We start from the raw sequence: 26,463 nt of genomic DNA, 5'->3' as shown, positions 1-26,463 counted from the left end.
TTTGAATTGTTAACTCATCTGCCTCGCCATCAATTGAGCAAACAGCCCCTCAACTTTAGCCAGTTCCTCAAAACGACCCTGCTGCAAAATTCGACCTCCTTGGAGTACATAAATGCGGTCAGCGTTACGGATTGTACTCAGTCGGTGGGCGATCACAATTCGGGTAACTTGCAGTTTATCTAAACTTTCACTGACGATCGCCTGAGTTCTGTTATCAAGCGCACTGGTAGCCTCATCAAATAACAAAATGCGGGGTTTTAATGCGAGTGCCCGAGCAATCAACAGCCGCTGTCGTTGTCCGCCGGAGAGATTACTACCTCCCTCACTGACGATTGTATGCATTTGCATCGGCATCGCGGCAACATCATCTGCAAAACCTGCCATTTGAGCTGCTTGCCAAGCTTCATCCATCGTAATCAATGCATTACTGGCAATATTCTCAAAAATTGAGGCTGACATCAAGCGACTATTTTGCAGTACTACACCTAATTGGCGGCGCACAGCATGGACATCTAACCCTGCTAAATCTTGTCCGTCGTAATAAATCGTGCCAGATTTTGGGAATTCAAATCCCAAAAGTAACCTTAATAACGTTGATTTCCCGCTACCTGAAGACCCGACAATGGCAATAAATTCTCCTGGTTGGGCGTGGATACTGACATTTTCCAAGATTAATTGACCATCATCGCGGTAACGGAAAGATACCCGATCTACATCTAATCTACCCGCTAGTCTTCCTGGATCTGCCTGATGAGACTTGACTTCTAGTTCACCTTGCAGTATTGGTTGAGCACGTTGCCACAAAGGCAAGATTTGTAAAACTTCCACAACTGTGCTGCTTAAACTGGTAGCTCCGTTGACAAAAGTGCCAAAAGCGACGTTAAATGCTAAAAAAGTACCAGTTGATAAACCAGAGCCTCCAGGGACTTGGGACTGCACAATTAAGCTAGTAGCAAACCAGAAGAGGGCGGCAGTTGTTAATGCAGGTAACACGTGATTGATAACGGTGACAGTGTCTTCAATGACTTGGGTACTTAGGATTAATTTCAATTGATGGGTATATTGTTTTCCCCAATAACCAAAGGCGCGGGCTTCAGCTTTAGCGACTCGGAGTTTGGTAACTCCATTAATTAACTGCACCATCACACCAAAGATTTGTCCTTCTTGCTCTAGCAGAGGGCGAACTTTGCGGACAATCAGAGTACCAGAGATGATTGTGACAGCAATATTTACGAATGCTACTACACAAGCTATCAAAGCTAAGGGAAGACTGTAGTAGAACAATAGTCCCAGATTGAGTAGCGAGAACAAACTGGAGAAGATTGTTCTTAAGATTGTACTACCTAGTCTTTGGCGAATTTGAGTAATCGCCGTGACTCTAGAATCCAAATCACCAACTGAGAAGGAGCGAAAAAAGGAAGCTTTTAACTTTAACAATCGATCCCACACTGCGGCTTGAGTAGAGGAATCGGCAAAAGTTTCTAGCCTAATCGTAGCAAATCCAAGGGCTAGTTGAAACAGCATTCCACCAAAGGCAGCAGCTATCAAACCAAAAGCAATCTGGGTTAACAACCCCCGATTAGCATCTGGGATAGCTTTGTCGATCAGGATTGCTGTAGCTTGAGGTGTTAGCATTCCTAATAGACTGATAGTCATGCCCATCACTAAAATTACGATCAGTTCTTTGTAATGACCTTGAAGGGCAAACCGAAGCAAATCAAGAGTTTTGAGCTGTTTATCAGGCAAAGGTCGATAGAATACGTAGGCAGTCGAAGCTAACACTCTTGCTATGGGGGTATCTACAGGAATGCGCCTTTGTTCCGAAGGGGCGTAGAGTTCGTAACGCGTAGCAGACACTGGCAATAGTGCGACTGGCAGTTTATCCTCAATCGTAAATGCCAACATTGCCCCGCAATCCTTTTCCCACCACTTGTCTCGCAACTGAATTCGCCGTACACGGATATGGGAAGCACGGGCGATCGCTTCCACAGGATCTTGCACTCGTGATAAATCTTCTGATGCAGCTGGGGGACAAATCTTAATTCCTAATGCTTTTCCTACTGCACCAGCAGCAATGAGTAAGGCTTGATCTGGATCAGTTGAATCAAGACTACTACTGAATTCTGAACTATTATTTAGTCTGTCTGACTTTGGCTGTGGCAATACAGATGCTAATTCTGCTAACGTCTCTTGCATCACTTGCCTTTCAAGACGTTCTCTGGCTTGAAATCTGAGTAATTCTGCATCCACTTCCTGCCGTTGAAGCAGATTAATACAAAAAAGAAAATAAGTTTGTAATTGGGACAAACCGCCTAATAAGGAATTGATATCTTCGATTTCTAAGGTGTTAACACTTTTTAGCTCAACAGTGTTATCTGCTTGTAGCCACATATTCGCACCTAAAGGCAAGATTGCTGATGCAGGAGTTAACGAGAGTTCCTCAAACCCCATCCATCGAACACGTCCTTGCACGACTTGCACCCACGATATTTGATGCGGCTGGAATATTTGGTCTTTGACTAAGGAGATGTCGCGGGTTTCCGGAAGCGATGTTGGTATCGTTGGTGTAGTGATGCCAGCAAGTACTGAACCTAATTGATAAATCCAGTGTTCTATCAGAGTTACGACTTCTTTATTAGCGTTAGCAAACAATTGATTAAAGTCGGCTTTGGATACTTTGACAATTTCTGTCTCCTCAAGCGACACCGCTAAAATTTTTTGCTCGTTGTCTGTCTTACTTGGTGCAGTCGCAAACATCGCCTGTCCTGCTGTGCTACTAAATAAATAGCGACGGGTATCTTTTGGAATGCTATTATTCACTGCAATCCCAAATAACGCCAAGCTACCAGATTTCACTAGCCAAATTGTCTCAGGCTCATCTAGCTGTAGCGATTCATTGCATTGTAAACGGTAATGTTGTCCTTTGAGATTTGAAAAAGACAACACAGATGAGGCGGATGAGGCAGAGTCTTCTAATTTTGAATTGATTTGGTCCCCTACTCCCTGCTCCCTGCTCCCTACTCCCTGCTCCTCCTGCTCCTCTCCTTCACTGCGGATTAATTCTAAGTACAGCCCTTCAACTTGCTGTAATTCTTCATGGGTTCCCCGTTGGACTATCTTGCCGCGATCAAGGACAATAATTTCATCACAATCTCGGATGGTTGAGAGTCGATGTGCCACGATGATGCAAGTGCAACCGCGCAACCGCAGATTTCGAGTGACGTTCTTTTCTGTTTCGCTATCCAAGGCGCTAGTGGCTTCATCCATGATCAGAATACTAGGATTATTAACCAAAGCACGTGCAATTTCTAGCCGTTGTCGCTGACCACCACTCAAATTGGTAGCACCTTCCAAAAGGTCGGAATTGTACCCATTTGGCAGTGAAAGGATGACATCGTGAAGTTCTGCGTCTTGACAAGCCCGAACCAGATGAGTGTCAGGAATAGTACTATCCCAAAGCGTCAAGTTATCTCTGACTGTACCAGCAAATAACAAAATCTCTTGCTCTACAACAGAAATAGAATTGGCTAGTACTTGACGAGAAATTTCCTCTCTGCGGTTCTCGTCAAATCGAATTTCTCCTTCCCACGGTTGGTATAAGCCACACAAAAGTTTGGCAATGGTAGACTTTCCAGAACCACTTCCACCTACCAAAGCAACTCGTTGCCCTGGCCTGAGCAAAAGATTAAAATTTTCAATCTGCGGTGGAGCGATTTGGCTATAGCCAAATGTCAAATTGCGTAATTCTACGTATCCCCTGAGTTTGGTTAGAAGATAGGGGGATGTTTGCGAACCGACGAGCCGTAAGCTAGAAGACAAGGAAGGCACATAAGGCAAGGAAGAATTTATTTCTCCCTGAGATTCCCTGCCCCTGTGGTCCCTTACTTCCCTGCTTTCCTGCTCAAGCTGCCGATCAATTGGATTACGTAAGATATCATCAAGGCGAGTGAGATTACCTTCCATCTCTTGGAGTTGACTTCCCAAGTTGATGAGATTACTTACCGGAGCGAAAAACCTTTCCATCATACCGAGAAAGGCGATTAACATTCCGATGCTCAAAGCTCCATCCATAACTCGCAAACCGCCCATAGCTAAAAGTAGCATGGAAGCGATCGCTTCGAGAAAACTTGGTAAAACACCAATTGTCTGGTTTGTTTCCTGTAATTCTTGGTCCGTGTTGACGGCTTTGGCATAGTGACCCGCCCACCGGGAAAAAAAATCTGATTCTAACCCAGATGCTTTTAGCGTCTCCATACTCTGAAGACCAGAAATTTCTACGCCGCTGACTTTTCCCTGTTCTTGGATGAGTTTAATGTTGGCATCTACGCGCCGCCCTCTGACCCACTGCAAGGCAGCAAGGTTTATAATCACAAAAGCGATCGCAATTAAGGTTAGCACCACATCATATTGCAACATCACTATTACATATAGAGATACAGACGCTGCTGCAATCACTGTAGTCGCTAACTCACCCGAAAGCATATCAGCAACACTGTTGTTGAGCTGTATACGGCTACTGATTTCCCCAGCATACCGCTGATCATAAAAACTCAGGGGTAGGCGTAAAATGTGCCACAGATACCGACTCTTCATCCCCACGGACAACTTGATTTTCATCTTCCGCAAGAACTGCAACTGTAACAGCGTCAAAAACCCGTTGAGTGCAGCTGTAAACAGCATACCTAAAATTAGCGGACGCAACCATTCATACCGATGCTCAATCAATACGTTGTCTACAAATACCTGGGAGAATGCAGGTAGCGCCAGTCCGGGAATGACTAGCAAAAATCCTGCCACCACGCAGTAAATCAATGCACTAATAGAACCTCGCAGCCGTGACCACAAAGCTAAGATTGTGCTGGGCTTGCGTCCTCCGCGTTGAAATTCTGTACTAGGTTCTGCAACTAGTACGACACCTGTGTAAGCACCACTAAATTCTTCTAGGGAAACAGTACGCCGTCCCATAGCGGGGTCATTAAGAAAAACTTGCTGTTTGCCGAATCCCTCTACAACTAGGAAATGGTTAAAGTTCCAAAATATAATGTAGGGAAATTTCAACTGCGACAAGCCAGCTAAGTTGGTCTTAAAGCATTTGGCGCTAAGTTTATAGTTTCTAGCAGCCTTGAGGATATTTAAAGCACTAACTCCGTCCCGCGATACACCGCAAGCCTGCCTCAGTTCCGTTAGTGGGACAATACGATGGTAATAACTTAGAATAATTCCCAAAGCAGCAGCGCCACATTCTACTACTTCCATTTGCAGTAGAGTAGGAGTATGACACCGCTTTTTTTTAGGCGATAGCTTCGCTGCTGCGCGGAGCGCAGATCGCCCTAATATATTTTTTAGATTTTGCCAGAACATAAAAATATTTTTAAAAAATTTTGACTGTGATTTAACAGTTATCAGTTAGCAGTTATCAGTTCAAGACTTACGCAAAATAATGAAAAAATGAACCGCCTTAGCGCAGCGTGTCCGCAGGACATAGACGCAAAGAACGCAAAGGTAAGAGGGTTTAAAAGGGTTTTTGCGTAAGTCCTACAGTTATCAGTAAGCCAGCGCTGCAGGAGGGTCTCCCTCCGTAGGCGACTGGCGTTCGCCGTAAGGCGTGCGCTCTGCGCACACCCGAAGGGTTATCAGGTAGGAAACGGACTCGTCCACCCCTTGTTCACTGTTCACTGTGTAGGTAGCTGTTCACTGTTTTTATTTATAGTCATCAAAATAATGAAACGGTATGATTTATGTTCCGTCGGAACAGCATAATACCATATCACGAAATACCACTCCAGGATTTTAAAAGTGGCAGGACAAATGTAATCGGGGCGCGTTCTTCCACAGTGACTTGTACTGAGGTAGTAGTTCCTGAAGTGACTTTCATCTGTGGTCCAGTTGAAGAAGACCATTTGTAGCCGCTAAAGCTCGAAGAGTCTGATTGCAATCGAGAAGTCATTAAGATTTGCGGTCCTTGTGACATTAAAGCTTCCACAAATTCGGTATTACCTACTACACTTAATGCACCCTGTTTAGTCACAGGAAAGGGTGAGACATCTGTGACACCACCAATGATGCCACCAAAGCGTTCCCGTTGCACTGTACTAGGCGTGACTTGTAACTTCATTCCCTTTTGAATTTTCTTGCCATCGCCAACAGGAAAAAATGCCACACTCATAGGTTGAGTTGATAGCTGTTGTGCGGCTATTGTTCCTATGGGTGTACCCTGTGAGACAACTTGTCCTGGAGTTGCCGAAATTTCTAAAACCCGTCCAGAGTAGCTACTCTTGATTAAGCTGCTACTCGACAATTGCAGTGCTAATTGAGCAATATTGCGCCGGACTTCCTGAATTTCTTTTTTGCGAGTAGTTACTGCTTCTAGATCTTGTTGCGCTGCAGTTGCTTTTTTACTATCTAATTGTTTTAACTGCGCTTGCAAATCTTTAATTGAGTTCAGGTTCTCTAGATATTGTCTTTGTGCATCTGCTTCTTTGACATCCAGTTGCTTGAGTTGCGATTCGGCTTCATTAATTTGTGTCACCGCATTTAAGTAATCCTGCTGTGCTTGTAGTACCGTATCGCCAGCAATTGCTCCTTCGTTTAATAACTCCTGACGGTTGTTCAATCTCTGTTGGAAAGTAGGTAGCAGTTTTTGCAGTGCTTTTAAAGTTTGTGTTTGGTTAACGCGATCGCGTTGAATCGAATTTAGCCCTTTGTCTCTTAAAATCGGTGTTAATTTCTGTACTGCCTGGAGGTTTTGCCGCAAAGATTCGCTTTGCTGTTTAATCGCTTCTTTGTCTGCGTTTTGCCGCTGTAGTTGCACTAAACTAGCAGCGCGATCTTCTATTTGTAGTTGCCCTAATTTAGAGCGTTGTAGTTGTAGCTGTTTGAGGAGTTCGCTTTGGTCTAGCGTTGCCAATATATCTCCTCTATTTACAAAATCGCCAACCCGGATGTTAACTGTTTGTAATTTACCACCAAGTGGTGACTGAAATGAGGTAATTGTACTGGGATAGACTATAATTCCAGTACCCGTGACCGTAATTGGAATTCGACCTAAAAAACTCCAAGTCAGCCCCATTGCCACCAACGAACCAACTGCAACTATAGGTAGCCACTTTTTCGGGCTGACTACCTGCATGATGTGATCTAATTCTTCAGGCGAAGAAGCACGGTCTAAAGCTTCTTTGCGGAACAAGTCGCTTCTTTGATTAATCACCACAGACCATCCCATTGTGCTACCGCAACTTTATAAGTTGCAGCTTTGATAAAGGGTAAGCAATAGTAACGTTTTGTTTGCTTTGGCGTACAATTATCCATAAGATTTATGCACTCTCGACGTCACCCCTTCGCTTAATTCAAAATTCAATCCGGGACTGCGTCCCCCTGCCCTAACAAAATTCACGCATTATCCTGCGCAAAGGCTTACATTAGCGCTACACACGCAATTTCGTCATCTGTGCATAAACAAGCAGTGGCTCCTGTCAGAACCACATTTTATTGATTATTTAGGAGAATATTGACGGGTAGGTAAGAAGTAAGGGATAATAAACGAAGGTCTCTTACCATTTGACCTTTCACTTTTATCCCGCTTACACCCGTCAATGTTCAAAGTAACGTTGTAGTAGGTTTTGCAGCCAGAAAATACCAGACCACTATGTTATAAGATACCCGTATACTTATTTGTAAAGGTCGTTATTAGTCCTTTGTCAGTTGTTGGCAGCATCTGGCAAAGGACTTCTGGTTAATAACTGTCTTCACGAAATAATCTATAACTTGCATACCTTCTAGCTTAGTGCTGTTCTGATTTGTATGATTACAAATCATGGATGATGTAAGGAATTTTTGGCAATACAAACTGCTGTAATGGCTTTTGGTTGAGGTGCTCACTCAAGATGAGCATACTATCGAGATAAGCTAGTAACCCTACTGAGTCAGTCAAAAGTCAAAAACTTTACAGTATAAGCTTTTCGTTGATTTTGTAGACACGGAGGAGCTTACCGCAGGGTATGCGTGCTTTATGGGCGGCGTTTTGTCTGAATAACCTTTTGAGTTGCATCTTGTTTAACACTAGCTTTCCCGTCACCATTAACGACTAGTGCGACACCAACTTGAGTGATTTGTTGCGTGGTTACAGTTGCACCATCAATTTTTACATTAGTGGGAGCTTTAACACCAATAGCGACGTCTGAACCTTTTCCTCCTACAATTCCATTGATTTCTTCATCAGTTAACTCGGTCAAAACTGTGAATGTTTCTTGCTCAAATTTTAGAGTTGACATAAAAGTTCCTTCGTGGTGTGAAATAGTTTTGGGAGAGTGAAATTCTTTTCTTTACTTCACCAATAATTGGTAATCAAAAAATCCTTAGATGCTTCAACTCGTGATTATCTACTGATTTTTTCTTATTGTCGTTAAATATTACCATATTCTTAACATTCAAACGACATTATTTGGTTAAGTCTTGCACTTTCACTACATTATAAATATTACATATTACCAGGACACTTTTTATAAATTTTGGATAAAAGTTCTATTAAGTATTTTAATTAGTATTTTTTTCAAATTAGAAACTATGGACAAAAAACCTATTTAAAAAATAGGATAAATAGAAATAGTAAGTCGTTACAAAAAAATAAAAGTTAATGTCTAAACTCTATAAAACATCTAAGAAAAAAATTATTTATTTGACAAGTAACTTACAAATCTTATAAGTTACTACTGCTTAGACAAGCTAAAATACACCAAATTATTCATAACAAACAATATCCCCAAACTATAATAAATTCCGCGATACATAAGTAGCTTGTGAAAAAAATTACAACTATATAACGAAAAGCGAAACAAAAAAATTAGAATTTAATTTCACACGTTCTGTACTGTAATTTGCTTTTTATCCTCTAGCTTGAATACCGTCAATTACGGCATAAGGCAAGATCTAATTCCTCATCAAATATTCGCCCAGATACTCCAGAAAAATTATGCAATACAGGCAATTTCGTCACCATGCCTGACTTCTAATCCATATACGTACGAACGAAAATAAACCTATCATTTAATAAGAGATCAAAGGCTGAAGAAACAAAAAATTTTGATACTTGAATTGCGCATAAACAAGGAGTGGTTCCTGTTGATACCACAATTTTATTAATTTTTCGAGGGGAAAGTTGACGGGTAGGTAAGAAGTAAGGGATAACAAACGAAGGTCTCTTACCCTTTGACCTTTCACTTTTATCCAGCTTACACCCGTCAATGTTCAAAGTAACGTTGTAGCAATTTTTGCAGCCAGAAAAGACCAGACCACTATTCTTATAAGATGCTCGTGTAGTTATTCGTAAGAGCCGTTATTAGTCATTTGTCAGTTGTTGGCAGCATCTGGCAAAGGACTACTGGTTAATAACTGTTATTACGAAGTAATCTATAACTTGCATACTTTTTAGGTTAGTGCTGTTTTGATTTGTACTGATGATACAAAATCATGATAGAGGAATTTTTGGCAATACAAATTGCTGTAGTGACTTTTGGTTGAGATGGTCACTCAACTAGAGCGTACTACGGAGATAACTTAGTACTTGTAGGTAACGTACGCACGGTCTTTGCTATTATCAATCGATTGATTTGAGTTTTGGATAGAGGTAGCTTTTGTATCGCTATTTTTTCCTCCACCATTTGCTATGACAGTAGCAGATTGATTGGATGATTGTGCGTTAACACCTTTAGCACTACTGTAACCAGAGTTTTTGGAGGATTGACCACCACCAACAATTCCGCTGATTTCTTGTTCGGTTAACTCGGTCAAAATTGCTACTACTGACATAAAGGTTCCTTCCTGGTAAAAATAGTTTTGGGACAGTGAGATTATTTGATTTTGAGCGTACTACGGAGATAACTTAGTACTTGTAGGTAACGTACGCACGATCTTTGCTATTATCAATCGATTGATTTGAACCTTGAATAGAGGTAGCTTTTGTATCGCTATTTTTTCCTCCACCATTTGCTATGACAGTAGCAGATTGATTGGATGATTGTGCGTTAACACCTTTAGCACTGCTGGAACCAGAGTTCTTGGAGTATTGACCACCACCAACAATTCCGCTGATTTCTTGTTCGGTTAACTCGGTCAAAATTGCTACTACTGACATAAAGGCTCCTTCCTGGTAAAAATAGTTTTGGGACAGTGAAATAAATTTCTTGACTTAACCAATTATTGTTAATAAGAAAAATCTTTAGATAGCTTGATAATTATCTACTGATTTTTTTAATTAACTTAGTTGTCAGATTTAATTTCCATGTAAAATCTGACAAATATTTAGTTGGTAAAGCTTTGTTTTTTCACTATGTTTAAATATTACAGCTTTTATTATTTAAATAATATAAAGATACTTTAAAGTTTATAAGCACTTTTATAAAGTTTATGTTTTCTATAGTTAAAAAATAGAACTACAAATGTCATAAGAATAAAAGTAATAAAGGTAGGATAAATAAAAATAAAAAAGCCTTCAAATCCATTAAACTTTACAATTAAAAGTAGATAAAAAATATACAAAAAAAGTATTTAAAAGTCATTGACAGATATCGCAAGCTCCTACTGCTTAAGCAAGCGAAAGGATACTAATTTATTCATAAAAAACAATATCCCCGACTTCTTTATAAATCGGGGATATATACTTTGATTGGATGCACGAAGGGTAAGTTTAAATGTAATCGTTCACGGGCGGTAGGTCTTTTGCCTAAATCCTTAAAAAACAGTTGCCAACGCACTACGCGCGGTTTTTTCTATTCAAAATTACCCAAAAAAATCAAACTTAGGCTGATTTTAGTAGTGATTTCGTGGATTTCATGTTCGATATTTTTTGCTCACCTCGTGAACGGTTACAGTTTAAACAAAGTTGTCGTGAATCCTAATGAATAATCTCTTAACCTCAAAGATCAACGTCATGCTTTAATGTTAAGATCCAAATCTATCTTGATACCTAAACTTTTGAGAAGCTCATTGAGCGATAGTCTGGGTGGTCTTTTACCAGGATTCTTTCCAGATTCTTGAATAGCACTCTGATTGATAGACTGACTTCCATCAGTTGTGATCACAGTAGTTTGTTCAACCTTAGAACTATCTCCTCCGACTATTCTTTCTAATTCACTTTCTATTAGTTCTTCAACAATAACTTTCTGATTACTGTTGGGTTGTAAACCAATTTGATCGATCTTAGCCATAACTAAACTCCAAACATTGTATGTAATTTGTACCTAGGTTCTCTTTATAATTAACAGTTTTTTAAAATGTTGTCAACCGATTATAAAGATATTATTTATTCCTAATTTTCGAGATAATTTTTTCCACTTTATTCTACTTTTAGTATTAAAATTTTCACCATAGTCTCACTAAAAAAAAACAGGTTTTTTAAGACGTTTTATCACAGAAAAATATTATCAGTTTGTTTTAGGGATCAGACAAAAGCAAACTATCGGGACTTCGATAAAAATTAAGCCTACAATAAAGCCTAAACTGGCTTCATAAGCAGTAAATACATCACGATTAACGGTTAGTAAGCGTGAAAAATAAAAAAGATATAGCTGTTATACAGCAGCAGTTTCTGAGTCAGAAGTCACCAAGTAAGAAGTAAAAAGTAAAAAGGGCTGATAAGTCTGGCTTTTAGACAACGTGGTTGTACTTCATTTACTTGCAATGTGCTCTAAAAGCATCTATTGCTTCAATAAAAGTGTTCAAAGTAATGCTCGCCCATTTTTGTCGAGCTTAAGAGCTTCTTTGGTTAGCTCTTCAGCAGACATTTAGTCCTAAATAGATTGATTTTTGAGATATGATTTTTCAAATCCGTAAGTGTACGGTTATTATGTTATGTTTTTCACAATTCCATTACAATGCACTTTTTTTGGATCAAGAGTCACATTTTTTCGTGTCACTATTCGTAAGCTTTACAAAAACTTTATAATTTTGGTTTTTCTTTAATGTTGTAAATACAACATTTTTCACCCTGGCATATGTAAGTGGATAACCCAATACGGTTGGTGATAAGAAATTTGCTCGTGTTAGCGCTTTGCGCGGCGAGAAAGCTGGAGCAAGGCAAGCAGGGAGCACGCTACGCTCGGGGGCAGGGGGAGGGGGAGAATGTGGCTCGGTTTTCTCCCTGCTCGGGTGCTCCTCAGCCGCCTCAACAAATAAATGTCTTAACACCAACCGTATTGGTGGATAACCCTCAATAGTTAATTAAACTTTTTTAGTTACCACAAATTATTCGTAAAAAAACAAACACTCCGACTTCGATCTTGAAGTTGGGGTTCTGAATAAAGTTTCACAATAGATGCGTAATACATGCATAACTCAATGCAGATATGCGTGCAGATGCTAGCAAATGAATGGCAGATAGATGCCGCCTACCTGCTCATACCAAGTTACGGCTAAATTACCTAACCTTAACCTTTGTAGGAGGTCCCACTCTCTTGGGGCTTTCAAGAATCTTTTGGTGCGTGGAGACGCTTATGAGTTGCCTCCGACTACAATGCACAATCTTTCTGTGAGACTCGCAATTTTTTCGCTTTTATTCCATGCTACTCTTCAGAGTGCTGGATCTTTCTCCAAGCTTGAGGAGTGGTTCCGTGGTACTGACGGAACTGGCGAAAGAAATGACCCTCATGTTGATAACCAACTGTTAAAGCAATCTTATTTACACTTTGTTTGGTTTCTAGCAGTAAAGCACGTGCTGCTGACATTCGGCGCTCAATGATCCAATGATTCACTGTTTTTCCCGTCAGACGTCGCACTAAATCTGTTAAGTAACCTGCAGAGTAACCTACTGCCTGAGCGACATTGCAAAGGGTGATAGCTGAATCATAATTCTTCTCAATGAAATCAAATATTTGACTGAGTAAAGAATCAGTAGGAAATATCGAGTTATCGTCTGTTGAGTTTGTAGTTTTAGGCGGAGATGGCTTAGATTCCTCCTCAGACAGAGTAACACGCCAATGCTTGTTCAAAAGACTTTGTTCTTCCAAACTCGCAGTGTAGATGGAGAGTTCCCCTAATTCACATATTTTTCTCAAGAATTCTTCTAAAGCAGAAGATTTGTTTAGATCTTCATCTGTTTTCAAATTCATATCTTGGTGCTGTTCAAGTCTACGAGTATTAGAACTGACTAAATTGAAAGGAATAACCGCTCTGACAGAGCCTTGATACAGCACTTTTATGAAACCGGTACTATCAAGTCTAGGCATTTCTATTTCACAAAGCACACTATTATTAGGAAAGGATTTTCCTGTCTGTTTTGCGCTGATAAAGCTATTTTCTGAGTCTGAAGCCTCGAACACTTTTGCCTCTAAGTCTTTTAAAAACATGTTACTGCTTAGCACCTGATTATCAATGAGAACAAATGTTATATTATTTTGCTGATGTTTCTTTTTTGACTTACAAATATGAGTCAAAAATGCTTGTATTGGTAGTAAAACAAGACATGATTGTAAACACCAATCAATAAAAGACTTCAGAAATCCATTAAACCTTGCGGAGAAAAAACTCAAAAATCATGAAAAGCTCTGTTTCGCCACTAAGTATTATAAATTAAGAATCATTCTGATTAAATTGAGACTTATCTACTAGTGGCTAAAACAAAATACTATCGCCTTAATAAACAAGTTCTTGAGTTTGCTTAGTTTCTCCAAATATTTTTTGGATCAAAAAAACTGACATAAACGTAGTTTACTATCACAAATGTGTTTTTAACTACTTTTTATATAACATACATGAAAAATATCATATACAAACCGTATATTCAATAATTTACTTTAAAGATTTTTTAAAGAAGTATTACTTTATATTTTTTGTATCGAAAAATAATAATTGAAAGAATCACTTTTCAACGTATGCTAAATATATCTAAAAATTTTTAAGAATCAACCTTTTTAGAAAAATACTAAATTATTAAATTTTGAATCTTAAGCTAAAGTTTGCCAAATAAAATTACTTGTGTGGGTAGTTGTGCATTATTTTTAATCAATTTGTCAGAGGCTCAGCACCTGCCATAAGATAGAGTTTTTAAAATTAAAATAAGTAAAAATGGAACTAGACAATGGTCAAAAAAGCTGCTATAGAATACCAATGAAAAATCGGAATTTTTTATTTATTCATTTATTTACAAAATATACTGTTTCGTTTGTGCGATAAGCCTGCTTGCTGACTTCTTGTGCGTATCGCCAAAGCTAGCAGTATGCATCACAGACGCTTCACGCACAATCTTTCTGTATTATTCAGTTCTTTAGCTCAACTAGAAATAGATAAAGTTAATATGTTTGTGTAAAGTTATATTAGCAGGAGCGTAAAATTCACAAATAGTGGATTTTGTCAATAATATAAATTCGTCAATTAATGCCCCAATTAGAGCTATAGGTTGGTTTCAAGAGGCGCTTTGGAGCAACGGAACGCTTCGGAGCAGGGGAGAAGAAATTACATCGGTAATCTTACACTCAGCAGGGGGAGTAAATCATTCATGAAAAACAAGATCCCCGACAACTTCTGCGAAGTCGGGGATCTATATCTTCAATTTATGCGCTACGCGCAGGCTAGGCCAACACAAATCTATTAACGCCAGCCTAAAAAGCGCAACCCAGGGACAATAAGGTAATGACTCACCCCCAAAAAGAAGCTCAGAAAAACGCCGACAAAACCAAAAAAAGTTACTGGAAGCCAGAGTTCGTTCCAGTTGGGTAAGCTGAGGAAGTCGAATATATTTGTTGGAAATCCTAAAAGAACGAAAACCGCGAAGACAACAGCCGTGCCAAACGCAGCAACTATAGCGTGAACGATATGATGGCTACGAAGACCTAAGCTAATAGTGAGCAGAGAAACAGCTGCCAAAATCAATCCGAGTAATCTCTCACCACCCTGTTGTGGTGTGAACAATTGTAAAACTAGCCAAGCGAATCCATAACTGATAATGCCCATAATCGATGTTACAAAAAACCGCCGCTTCTGACCAAAACCCCGTGCAAGTGTTAGTCCCCATGCGGTTCCCAAGCCAGCACCTGCAAACAAAAGAAGCTCTAAGCCTGAGATAGCTGGGGTTGTGAGATTCAACTCGGGTAGTTGATCTAAGATAAATTTGGTAATTTGTTCGTCTATGGTTGTCTGTGAAGCTAAAACAAAGCCACCTATAGTACCAAAACTAGCGCCGACACCAGTCAAAAGGATTGTCCAAAATGTGTCCAGACAAGCGAAAAAAATCTTGAAAATTGCCTTTAGTATAAACAGAGTTGTTTGACCGACGGCGTGAGCAGAAGTCGTAAGTGCTTGTCCTACAGAGTCCTCCACTTGAACCAAAATCCCCTTAGCTTGTCCAAACCCCTGGGCAAAAGATTGCTGAATTTGGGATTTTATCCCCTGGTGTGGCGAAATTCGGGAAATTTTTTCTAGACGTTTTTGAACAATTGCTGCATTGGCTGGACGCGATCGCCCATCCTCCTGTACCATCTCATCAAGTAAATCTGCCAGTTGGGAATTGACATTAACCACTTTGCGCCAAAGCAATTCCCCACTTACGGGATTTTCCAAATCGCTAAGAGATTTGCCCGTTAACATCTCAATCATCGTTCGACCAAGGGCATAGAAATCAGCCGCAGGTCCAATAATACCCCCAATAACTTGTTCTGGGGGACTGTAGCCAGAAGAATATAACCGAGTTGAGGAAGGTTTTAAACCAAACAAGTTGGAACTATATTGTTTTGCTCCCCCAAAATCAATCAGCACCAGCTGATCTTTCCTTGTTCCCCCCTTATTTACGGAACCTTGCGGAATACGCAGCATTAAATTAGAAGGTTTGATATCGCGATGAATGATCTTGCGAGTGTGTAACTCCTGTAAAATCTCCACAGCTTGAACAAGCCAGTTTAAAATCCACTCCTGAGGACACCCTTGGGGATACTGCTGGAAAACTTCTTCCAAAGTTTGACCGTGAATTTTTTCCATCACCAGACAATTGAACTGGTAAGGCTTGAGATTGCTTTGTGGAGTTGTTACAGAGAACATCTCTACAGAAAAATATCCATCAGCATCAACTCTAGGAACACCTGGATGTCGCAAACTTTTTAAAACCGTCGCCTCTTGAGCAAACAATTCCAGCGCTTTGGGTGAACTTTCCATCAACACTTTCAGCACTTTTTCTGTTTGTGTCTTTTGATCCCAAACTGTGTAAATTTGGGCAAAACCACCTGATCCCAAACGCTGGAGTGGGACATAGCGGTCTAAAAGTTGCAGCGGTGCGCCACAGGTGTGGCAAAATTTGTTTCCCCAAGGCTGGGGATAGGGACGCGGACAGTCTGAATTGATGCAATGAACTGCATTTTGATTAGTGTGAAACACAAGCGCTCAAAGACATAGCCTGAGTCGATTGTACATAACTGGAGACTGGGAAATGGTTCGTAGTTAGTGGTTACTAGTTCAGCAGTCCTTTTTGACAGCCAACTCGTACGCAGGTGACTACTCACAATTCCCCATTTTCTAGCAGCTAGATCCATCCCAAGTCATAGGGAAGGCATATTCCGATGACGAGGATAAATCGTTATTGTTGCTGGAAGTTTCTTTATCCAAAACTTTGATAACTTTGTTGTAAGTTTCTTCTGCCTGTTGTGGAGAATTACCTATACTCGTCAATCCCAACTTACCAAACTGGGAAAGACAACCCATCAAGTGAAATACCGTGCCTGTTTCGGTTCCAGTGTCAAAGTGTAGCCTATGACGAGCGATGATGTCCATCAAATCGTTGGGCAAAAGCCCCCGATAGGAGTCTTTTTGTAAGTTATCAGTAGCCATGTAGTATTTGGGACGCCCTTGCTGAGTGTAAAATAAACCCGTTGAGAGTTCATAGCGACCGTTAGTTAATAATTTCAGACTCATAAAGGGATGAGTCGTACCACCTTTACGTAGGTTAATTTCAATTGCTTGCAAGTCCCACTGTCCATCACCGTTGTCAACAGCGATAAAATCAACTGCAAATCTTTCTAATGCACCTTTGTCTGCCAAATTTTTGCCAACTTTTAACCCTATCTGCTGCAATTGCAGTCGATAGGTTTCATCGGCGGGAAATTCGCAACCCAGATAAACTTGACCGTCAGGTCCTCCCAGAATTTGGTCGTGGGTTGAGAGGATTTCCACCTCCCCATTGGGTGTAATAAGTCCTTGGACGCTGGGCGATCGCTTGACTTCTCCTTCCACGAACGCCTCAACAATTGCCCCTAACTCAGGGATTTTTAGCGAAAATGTCTCCCAATTCTCTTCTTTCGCTTGAAAGCGCAAAGTTTTAAAGCACTCACTCATCGCTGTTAGTCGTTCCTCATGAGAACTACCAGGAGGTGCTAAATTCAAAATCGGCCTTAAGTCCAAGAGCGCATTTCCTTCTCCAGAGATTCCTTCGTTGAGTTTTACTACAATCCGTTTTAATGTCGGCTGGCGTTCCCACAATTCGGCTGCTGCTTGTGCCAAATCTGCATCATTCCAAACACTTTGGCAACCATCTGGAAACGGAACTCCGCTTTCTGCAAATATTTGCCGACTGCCACTTTTCGTCCCCCAAATTTGTGAATCTGGTGCTGCAGCGAACAGCGGCACTTTCAATTTTAAAGATAATTCTGCTTCTAATTCGGTAGAATTATAGCATACCATAAATGATTTTTCAACCCTTAAAGCTTGATGAATCTGCTTTAGCAAGCGGGGGCGTTCTAAAATCTTTTGAGTGAGGGGTTTGGCAGAGGAATCGTAAGTGGAAAGTAGCAGCAAGCGATTGCGAGCATGAGAAAAAGGAATTCCCGGTAAAAGTTGCAGATAGTAATCAATGACGCTGGGATGCATTGGCATTGATGTGATATAAATGAGTCGAGTGCAGGGATTCTGCAACTGAATCAAGTAAAACAGCAGTCGTTCCTCATAATGCTCAAAACCTTCGATTTTTTTTAGTTCTCCCTGGTCAATGCTCAATGAGGGAATAACTAAAATATCCGCGTCGCTGTTCTCAATTTCCTGGAAAGTGTTCCAGCGATCGCTTAAAGTTAACTGAAGATTTCGAAACTTGTCAGTTTGTTCATTTGAAAAAATATTAAGTTTTTGCATAAAATTAAGTTAAATCCTGCCTTGGTTTTTCCAGTCTTATCTTACTTTGGTATATTTTAATTAATTTTTCGTTTGTCGCGGCTCTGCTACAATTCGTTTGTTATACTCATTCTCATTTCATCATTTATATTATCAAAGCACCTGTTGCCACGCACTGCATACCCTCGACTTACATTTGGTCTAATTTTTTTTACCTCTTAAGATGGATAAAATTTAAATTTGTTTACATCTAAAGGGTGAGAAATAATCCCCACACAATAGATAACTTAAGAAACAGATGAAAGGTTTAAATATTTCCTTTCACGAGAATAGCATAGCTGTGTTTAGTTGTCAGAGAAAGAGCATGTGTCTTGTGTGACGATAATTAACAACAGTAACGTACAATTGCTCAGGTAATGAGTACGACAGGCTTAAAAATAGGAAAAAGCCTAAACTGTTGAATGGCAATTGCTAGCCAAAGAATAAAACCTTGGATTGATAGTTCAGTCCAAGGTTTAGTTTTGAAATGGTATTTTTTTTGTTTGTTTATTTTCAAGGAAGATTCTACTATGCCAGAAGAACAATTACAACCACCTCAATCTCAAGAAACACCGGGTACGGAATCAGAAATGACGCCGAAACCGAAAGCAGATGATGCTCAATATAAAGGAAGTGGCAAGCTCAAAAACAAAGTTGCATTGATAACAGGTGGAGATAGTGGTATTGGTCGTGCAGTGGCGATCGCATTTGCTAAAGAAGGAGCAGACGTAGCTATAGCCTACCTGAACGAACACGACGATGCTAAAGAAACAAAAAAATTAGTTGAAGAACAAGGGCGTCGTATTGTCGCTATAGCTGGTGACATTGGTGATGAAGTTTTTTGTCAGCAACTTGTACAACAAACTATTGATGAATTTGGCAAACTGGATATTTTAGTCAACAACGCTGCTGAACAGCATCCGCAAGAAAGCATCGAGGATATCAGCAAAGAACAGTTAGAGCGGACTTTCCGCACAAATATTTTCTCGATGTTTTTCTTAACCAAAGCGGCGTTGAAACACCTGAAAGAAGGTAGTACCATCATAAACAGCACATCAGTCACAGCTTACCAAGGTAGTAAACAGCTCATTGATTACTCTTCAACAAAAGGTGCGATCGTTGCCTTTACTCGTTCCTTATCACAGAGTTTAATTGAGAAGGGAATTCGTGTGAATGCCGTCGCTCCTGGTCCAATTTGGACACCTTTGATTCCGTCAACTTTTCCTGAAGAAAAAGTGAAAAAATTCGGGAAACAAGTTCCTATGCAAAGACCTGGACAACCTGAAGAAGTCGCACCCAGTTATGTGTTTCTAGCATCTGATGACTCTTCTTACTTCTCTGGTCAAGTGTTACACCCCAATGGTGGTAATGTCGTCAACGGCTAATGAAGTTGTACAGACGCGCCATAGTGCCTCTGTACATAAGAATTCAATCCTAACTCTTAACTTTTTTAAACCATTAGGGGGATGAATTAATACTTGAATTGAGAGATAATCTGAAAAGGAAACCTTTATAAAGTCATAAAAACAGATATGGCATCCCAAACACCACTAAAAGGCACCGAATTAGTAGATTGTGCAAGAGCAAATGCCAAGCAAGGAATTGAAACCGCTGCTTACCAATGTGGCTATGGAGATGACCTCAGGACTTTTGCACAAGAATTACGACAAGCCTGTGAGGAAATGAATTTACAAGTTAAGGAACTCACAGATTTAATTACCGATCAGGACATGATCCTAAATGTGGGAACTGGCGAAATCGTTGCGCCAGATACGGCATCAAACCTGTGAAAATCAATCATTACAAACGAGGAATTATGAGAAATGTCCATAATTCCTCCTGATCCTTAATTGCTCACCATCCTGGCGAGAATGTTACGTGTGATAGCTTGTGCATCAGCATTTAAAACAGAAGGGCGTAGTTCTGGTGCATTGTAATCATCTAGCCCCCAATTCCATTGCATAGAACCGGTAGCAAATACTGTTGCTCCTGATTTTGCAGTATAAACTGTCATATCTGCATATCGGATGCCTTTACCATAACGATAGGGTGAATGGGCAATGCGGATCGTATTTGCTGGTGCATTTCTAAACATTCGGTCAACTTCGTAACCCAAAAGCCCCTCAAGACGCATTTCTTTGTTAGGTACTTTCAATGTACCATCCACGGAAGCTTGAGTTTTACTTGGACTTAATTGTGTATTGACAAGCAGCCAATCTGGAGCTGTATGATCAATGACTATATCCGCGTTGACCTGAAATGTCTGGTACATGACTCCAATGAGAGTTTCCTCCGGAAGACTCACAGGTTTTGATCGCCAAGTAGTTGTGACTAGGTAATCGTTGTTTGGATTACTGTCTCTAGCAAAGGGGTCAAGGGCAGCACCTTCTTTATATGTCACAATGGTGCGATTGAGCTGTTTTGTCAAACCACTTGCTTCAAAGCGAATTTGCCAATAGCAGGTGTTGGAAGAAAAAAAGCCGAGACTCACCCCAGCGTCTCTTGCTGCTTTTACATTTTGGCGCATATTCCACGACCAGTATTCATCATGACCAACCGAAAGAAATGCTTTATGCAACAATAACATTGGTTTACCACTGTATTGGTTAATGCGATTTTCGTGGGTGTCAATATCTGTGCAATAGGTGACATCATAGCCTTCCCGTTCTAGCCATCGCACCATGTTGTATTCCCACCCAGCGCTAGAGGTTCTCCTTTTGGGTTGAAAATTAGTCAAAAATTCTCCTGCACCTACCCCATAAGCTGCTTTCAAGTTGGGACTAAGACCATATGGACGGTTGAAGGAAACTTTATATGCTTGTTTCCCTCGACTGTTCCACCGATAAAGCGACATTCCACCCCAGTTGTTATATGCTTGATAAGTTGTGACGCTCGATTGAAAGAGAAAATCAGAAGTACGGCTATCATCACGTACTACAAAAATAATGTAGCTTTGCTTGCCACTTTTGTTTGTGGTTAGTTTGGCTAGGTAAAAACCACTTGCCCATTGTGTAGGATCTGCTGAATTGTAAGGAATTTTCAAAACATAAGGATCTTTCCAATTGCATTCAATTGATCCGGTGACTTGATCCACTTGTGGGAGCGGTTGTTTTACACTTTTGCGTGTCACTGGAGGTGCTGTTTGCCGTCCTCCTGCGCCACCATACCAGCCCATACGGAAAATTTCAATCGTATAGCTGGGTTCTTTTGTACTCACAAAAAACTTAATTTCGTCGCCGCGATTGACACTAGTCAGGGAAGCATAACCTTCAATTTCTCGCTTAGTAGCAGGATTTGTCAACTGCCAATGAGTCGTACCTGGTTTAGTATTTTCAATAGTTATGGAATTGCTTTTATGGCTGAGTTTTGGTACGTCTACAGCCTGATTAACGCCACTAAAAGGAACAATAGCGATGATGAGTATAAAAAGTGCTGGTAACAGGACTCTGCTAACTAAGTTAAACTGTTTTCGGAAAAATATTTGACTCACAGTTATTTTTGCCACTCAAATGAGAACTTATTGCATTTTGTCACTTTTATACATAAATCAGAAGAAAAATAAGTAATGATTTGGTTAAGAGTTACAAACGAGGATTTTCATAACTAAAATGAGTGATGAGTAGAACGCGTAGACATAACAAGTCACCTCACGCATCACTCATCACTCATAACTTTCTACATCTAAGAGCCTTACGCCAGTCAGTTATTTCCCAAATCCTTTACCGCGAGTCGTGGAAGGAAGACAAATGCAGTTTTCAAGCTGATTGATCAAAGTCTCACGATCCAGATTTTGACCAATTAACACCAACTGGTTTTTCTTCTCACCTTTCCACTCATCATCATCCAAACTGAAGCGCTTGCCGCAAAGATGGAAAATATGACGTTGAGGGCTTTCGTCAAACCACATTATCCCCTTTGCTCGGAAGATTGTTTCAGGTAGCTGATTATCTAGAAAATATTGAAATTTTCTAATCGCAAAAGGTTTGTCCGTCTGGAAAGATATGGAAGTAAAACCATCATTCTCTAAGTGATCGGAGTGATGATGGTGATGGTGCTCATGATCATGATCATGAGTGCACTTAGAATGATCGTGGTCATGATCATGCTCATGGTCGTGATGATCATGAGCGTGCTCAGAATGATCGTGGTCATGGTCGTGATGATCATGACTATGGGAACTCGCACTATCAGCGAAATACTTGTCTGACTCAAACAAACCAACGCTGAGAATTAAGGGTAGTGGTACTTGTGATTTTGTTGTACGGATAATTCTCGCTCCTTCCTTGACTTCCCGAAGTTTGACTTCCAGCGTCTCTAATTCTGCTTGAGAAACTAAATCCGTCTTGTTCAGCAAAATCACATCACCATAGGCAATTTGACTGTGAGCCGCCTCAGAATTGAATAAATCCAGGCTGTAATTCGCTGCGTCTACTACCGTAATGATTGAATCCAGACGGGTTAAGTCGCGTAACTCGGTACCAAGAAATGTGAGCGCCACTGGTAGCGGATCTGCCAGTCCAGTTGTTTCGACAACGAGATAATCTATTTTGTCTTGGCGTTCCAAAACTTTGTAAACGGCATCCACCAAGTCATTATTAATGGTGCAGCAGATACAACCGTTACTCAACTCCACCATGTTATCGTTACTATCGTCGGTGGAGATAATTAACTCATTATCGATGCCAATTTCGCCAAACTCATTCACCAAAACAGCAGTTTTCAGTCCCTGCTGATTGGTCAGGATATGATTGAGTAAAGTCGTCTTGCCGCTACCGAGGAATCCAGTAATAATTGTTACTGGTAGTCCTTTTTTCGGTGCATCCATTGATTTCGATTCGGAACTAACTGCTTGCATAGCGATGCTGTGAAAAAATCAAAATAGTCAGAACAAAGAATGTAGCGCACAGAGGACAGAAAACACTAGCATAGGGTAGCTGGTTTTTCATCCCAGTTATTCTCCCCTATTATTACGTATCTCTATTTCAGCAGTATCACGCTTGTTATGACCCTAACACTTTACAATACACTCACCCGCCGCCAAGAATCCTTTCAAACCGTCGAACCTGGAAAGGTTAAGATGTATTGCTGCGGCGTGACAGTGTACGACTATTGCCATTTGGGTCATGCTCGTTCCTATATCGTCTGGGATACGATACGTCGTTATCTCCAGTGGCGCGGCTACCAAGTGCACTATATTCAGAATTTTACTGACATTGACGACAAAATTCTTAACCGTGCCAGAGAACAAGGCTCGACAATGGAAGCGGTGGCAAATCGCTTTATTGATGCATATTTTGAAGATATCCGCCGCTTAAATGTCATGGATGCTGATGAGTATCCCCGTGCGACAGAGAATATTCCTGCCATCATTGAACTGATTGATGCTTTAGAAGAAAAAGATTACGCTTACGCCGTTGGTGGTGATGTTTACTACAGAGTGGAGCGTTTCCCTGCGTATGGGAAGCTATCTGGACAACAACTGGATCAAAAGCAGGCGGGTGCGAGCGGAAGGGTAGATTCTGAAGATTCAGAAGCAAAAAAGCAACATCCCTTTGACTTTGCCCTGTGGAAAGCTGCAAAACCAGGAGAACCCGCTTGGGATTCACCTTGGGGAAAAGGTCGTCCAGGCTGGCATATTGAATGCTCAGCAATGATTAGGGAAACACTGGGTACAACTATTGATATTCATGGTGGAGGTAGAGATTTAATAAATCCTCACCACGAAAACGAAATTGCTCAATCGGAAGCTGCTACGAACCAACCACTCGCTCGTTACTGGATGCATAACGGTATGGTGATGGTGGATGGTGCAAAAATGTCTAAGTCTTTGGGCAATTTTATCACGATTCGCGAGTTGTTGGATGGAGTAGGAGCGCACAGTCATGGACCGGTAGATCCAATGGCGGTGCGATTGTTTGTGCTGCAAGCCCATTATCGTAAACCGCTTGATTTTACGGAACAGGCGATCGCCACCGCTTCTGCACAGTGGAAAACCCTTAAAGAAGGTTTACTATTCGGCTATGTACATGGCGAGAAACTTGCTTTTGCTCATCATGTTCATCAATTAGATAAAGGCCTGATCCAAGAGTTTGAAACGTCAGGAGATGATGACTTCAACTTCTCCAAAAGTTTGGCAGTGCTGTTTGAATTAAGCAAGAAGTTACAACGCGAGGGAAACCTTCTCGTGCATGAGGGAAAAACAGAAACTCCACCAGTAGAATTACAGAAAGAGTGGTACACATTAGTGACACTAGCTCAAGTTCTTGGTTTAGAAGCCAAACAAGAAGTGGAAACACCTCAAAGTCATGGTATTAGCGATGCCGAAATTGAGGCTTTCATTCAAAAACGGCAGGATGCACGTAAAGCTAAGAATTTTGCCGAAGCCGATCGCATCCGCAACGAACTACAAGCAAAAGGTATTATCCTCATTGATAGTCGTGAAGGCTCTAAATGGCACCGCAACTGAGAATTCAAAATTCGTCTTGAAAAGTTTGCTACGGAGGGAAACCCTCCTGGCAACTTTTCGCAAAATTCAAAGTTCAAAATGAATAAAATAAAAGACAAAAGGCAAAATGAGTAGTGATCATAAGGCAATTACTGACAGGACGTTTGAGTTTGCTGTCCGCATTGTTAAACTTTGCCAAGTACTAAATGAAAGTTCGGGAGTGGCAAAAACACTTTCTAAACAGTTGATTAAGTCTGGAACGTCAATTGGGGCAAATGCTAAAACAGTTAACAGTTAACTGTTAACTGTTATCAATAATTTTTTGATAGCGCAGCGTGCCCGTAGGGCATACTTTGAATTTTGTTCGCGTAGCGTGCCCGCAGGGCATACTTTGAATTGTTATGTGGTCTGAACTTAAAAAAGCGATCGCCCAAATAAATATACCAGCCGACTGGCTCGGTATTAGAGTCGTCAAGGAAACTTCATTTACCTGTCATGTCCGTGACGGCATACCCCAAACTAACGGCAAATCCTCTACGATGGGGTTTATGTTGGAAGTTATGATCAACGGCTGTATAGGATATGCAGCTACCAATTCGCTCGCAATCCAAGACTTAGAAGCCGCAGCCCAAAAAGCATACAGACAAGCACTTGCTGCAAGTGAGTGGTGGATACATCCGTTTGGAGTTGAGAATGAGCGCCCTAAAGTTGTTGGTCAATATATCTCGCCATTTCTGAAACCCTTTGATGCTTTGAGTCCAGGGGAAATCAACGATTTACTTGTTCGTGTCTGCCATACCCTAAGAGTTTCTGACCAAATTGTACAAACTCTAGCTAACTTGACAACAACCGAGAGAGAGACTTGGTTTGTCAGCAGCAACGGCTCAGAAGTGTATCAAAAATTTATGTTTTTTGGCACACATTACGGAGCTACAGCACAAGATGGGGCGGTTGTCCAGCAACGCACTAACAACGGCTTGCAAGCAAACTGTTACCAAGGTGGACTGGAACTTTTCCAACAACCTGACTTATGGGTTCGGGTGCAGCAAATTGGCGAACAAGCAGTAGAACTGTTGACAGCAGAAGAATGTCCAACGACTTGTACTTCATTAGTGTTAGCCCCAGACCAAATGATGCTGCAAATCCACGAAAGCATTGGACATCCCCTAGAAATTGACCGAATTTTGGGCGATGAGCGCAATTACGCTGGAGGTAGTTTTGTCAATCAGAGGGATTTCGGCACTTTGGCGTATGGTTCTCCCCAGATGAACATTACCTTTGACCCCACCGTACTTGGTGAATTTGCCAGCTATGGCTTTGATGATACAGGTGCTGTGGCAACACGGGAGTATTTAATTAAAGAAGGCGTTCTCCAGCGAGGTTTGGGTAGTTTGGAAAGTCAAGCAAGAGCAGGTGTACCAGGAGTCGCCTGTGCTCGTGCTTGCTCTTGGAATCGACCAGCAATTGATCGTATGGCAAACTTGAATTTAGAACCAGGGGAAGGGTCTTTTGAGGAAGTTATTGCTGGTATAGAACACGGTGTCTACATGGAATCCAATCGCTCCTGGTCAATTGATGACCGCCGTTACAAATTTCAGTTTGGTTGCGAATACGCTAAATTGATTGAAAACGGCAAACTCACCAAAACCCTCCGCAATCCCAACTATCGAGCCACAACACCAGAGTTTTGGCACAGTTTAGTAAAAGTAGGAAACTCCTCTACTTGGGAAATGTACGGGACTCCTTTGTGTGGCAAAGGAGAACCTAACCAAACGATTTGGGTAGGTCATGGTTCACCCATTTGTGTATTTGCTAACGTGGAAGTCTTTGGTGGTGGTTGAAGAAGACACAAGGACAAGTTAATTTGCTGATTCAAAATATCTCCTACGGAAACACCTAGCATC

Annotated in this window: 17 protein-coding genes; 5 read left to right on the top strand and 12 right to left on the bottom strand. The window is 40.9% G+C overall.

All coding sequences use genetic code 11. From position 1 onward, the window contains the following. Positions 1-9 precede the first annotated feature (9 nt). The 10 genes from DP114_RS36285 to DP114_RS12020 all read right to left on the bottom strand — a co-directional run bounded on the left by DP114_RS36285 (position 10) and on the right by DP114_RS12020 (position 18,096). Complete coding sequence (locus DP114_RS36285) at positions 10-5,361, bottom strand: NHLP family bacteriocin export ABC transporter peptidase/permease/ATPase subunit (protein ID WP_171976185.1); 5,352 nt, start codon at positions 5,359-5,361, stop codon at positions 10-12. A 406-nt stretch (positions 5,362-5,767) separates the two neighbouring features. Further along, the gene (locus DP114_RS12055) at positions 5,768-7,207 is read right to left on the bottom strand and encodes an NHLP bacteriocin system secretion protein (RefSeq protein ID WP_171978172.1); all 1,440 of its coding nucleotides are present in this window, start codon (positions 7,205-7,207) and stop codon (positions 5,768-5,770) included. A gap of 597 nt (positions 7,208-7,804) precedes the next feature. Then, on the bottom strand, positions 7,805-7,930 hold the full coding sequence (locus DP114_RS35740; RefSeq protein WP_256379363.1) for a hypothetical protein: 126 nt from the start codon (positions 7,928-7,930) through the stop codon (positions 7,805-7,807). A 76-nt stretch (positions 7,931-8,006) separates the two neighbouring features. Further along, entirely contained in the window at positions 8,007-8,270 is a 264-nt protein-coding gene (locus DP114_RS12050; RefSeq protein WP_171976184.1) for a hypothetical protein, read from the bottom strand. Between the two features lie 1,282 nt (positions 8,271-9,552). Beyond that, positions 9,553-9,804 carry a hypothetical protein gene (locus DP114_RS12045; protein WP_171976183.1) on the bottom strand — a complete coding sequence of 84 codons (252 nt, stop codon included), beginning with the start codon at positions 9,802-9,804 and terminating at the stop codon, positions 9,553-9,555. Positions 9,805-9,877: 73 nt separating this feature from the next. Then, entirely contained in the window at positions 9,878-10,129 is a 252-nt protein-coding gene (locus DP114_RS12040) for a hypothetical protein (protein ID WP_171976182.1), read from the bottom strand. Positions 10,130-10,922: 793 nt separating this feature from the next. Continuing rightward, positions 10,923-11,201 (bottom strand): hypothetical protein, encoded by a 279-nt coding sequence (locus DP114_RS12035; protein ID WP_169264567.1) that lies wholly within the window; start codon positions 11,199-11,201, stop codon positions 10,923-10,925. Positions 11,202-12,554: 1,353 nt separating this feature from the next. Further along, complete coding sequence (locus DP114_RS12030) at positions 12,555-13,337, bottom strand: helix-turn-helix domain-containing protein (protein WP_171976181.1); 783 nt, start codon at positions 13,335-13,337, stop codon at positions 12,555-12,557. Between the two features lie 1,240 nt (positions 13,338-14,577). Continuing rightward, entirely contained in the window at positions 14,578-16,353 is a 1,776-nt protein-coding gene (locus DP114_RS12025; protein WP_171976180.1) for a serine/threonine protein kinase, read from the bottom strand. Positions 16,354-16,491: 138 nt separating this feature from the next. Beyond that, complete coding sequence (locus tag DP114_RS12020) at positions 16,492-18,096, bottom strand: peptide ligase PGM1-related protein (RefSeq protein WP_171976179.1); 1,605 nt, start codon at positions 18,094-18,096, stop codon at positions 16,492-16,494. 548 nt (positions 18,097-18,644) lie between these two features. On the opposite strand from DP114_RS12020, the gene DP114_RS12015 reads away from it, so the two are divergent. Beyond that, positions 18,645-19,499 (top strand): SDR family oxidoreductase, encoded by an 855-nt coding sequence (locus DP114_RS12015; protein ID WP_171976178.1) that lies wholly within the window; start codon positions 18,645-18,647, stop codon positions 19,497-19,499. A 147-nt stretch (positions 19,500-19,646) separates the two neighbouring features. Continuing rightward, on the top strand, positions 19,647-19,904 hold the full coding sequence (locus DP114_RS12010) for a hypothetical protein (protein ID WP_169264562.1): 258 nt from the start codon (positions 19,647-19,649) through the stop codon (positions 19,902-19,904). Positions 19,905-19,960: 56 nt separating this feature from the next. Here the strand turns inward: DP114_RS12010 and DP114_RS12005 are convergent, their stop codons facing one another. Together DP114_RS12005 and DP114_RS12000 are read right to left on the bottom strand one after the other, a co-directional pair. Beyond that, positions 19,961-21,604, bottom strand: coding sequence for a N,N-dimethylformamidase beta subunit family domain-containing protein (locus DP114_RS12005; protein ID WP_246163133.1), 1,644 nt, complete (start codon positions 21,602-21,604; stop codon positions 19,961-19,963). Positions 21,605-21,817: 213 nt separating this feature from the next. Continuing rightward, positions 21,818-22,969: a CobW family GTP-binding protein gene (locus tag DP114_RS12000; protein WP_171976177.1), complete on the bottom strand. Its 1,152-nt coding sequence runs from the start codon at positions 22,967-22,969 to the stop codon at positions 21,818-21,820. Positions 22,970-23,116: 147 nt separating this feature from the next. On the opposite strand from DP114_RS12000, the gene cysS reads away from it, so the two are divergent. The 3 genes from cysS to DP114_RS11985 all read left to right on the top strand — a co-directional run bounded on the left by cysS (position 23,117) and on the right by DP114_RS11985 (position 26,400). Then, the gene (gene cysS / locus DP114_RS11995) at positions 23,117-24,580 is read left to right on the top strand and encodes a cysteine--tRNA ligase (RefSeq protein ID WP_171976176.1); all 1,464 of its coding nucleotides are present in this window, start codon (positions 23,117-23,119) and stop codon (positions 24,578-24,580) included. Between the two features lie 106 nt (positions 24,581-24,686). After that, the gene (locus DP114_RS11990) at positions 24,687-24,857 is read left to right on the top strand and encodes a four helix bundle protein (protein ID WP_169264559.1); all 171 of its coding nucleotides are present in this window, start codon (positions 24,687-24,689) and stop codon (positions 24,855-24,857) included. A 103-nt stretch (positions 24,858-24,960) separates the two neighbouring features. Continuing rightward, the gene (locus DP114_RS11985) at positions 24,961-26,400 is read left to right on the top strand and encodes a TldD/PmbA family protein (protein ID WP_169264558.1); all 1,440 of its coding nucleotides are present in this window, start codon (positions 24,961-24,963) and stop codon (positions 26,398-26,400) included. The last annotated feature ends 63 nt before the right edge of the window (positions 26,401-26,463 follow it).

It is taken from the genome of Brasilonema sennae CENA114 (assembly GCF_006968745.1).
Taxonomy (GTDB): domain Bacteria; phylum Cyanobacteriota; class Cyanobacteriia; order Cyanobacteriales; family Nostocaceae; genus Brasilonema; species Brasilonema sennae.
The sequence above is the reverse complement of the archived record's forward strand: the minus strand, read 5'-3'. Positions and strand labels throughout refer to the sequence as shown.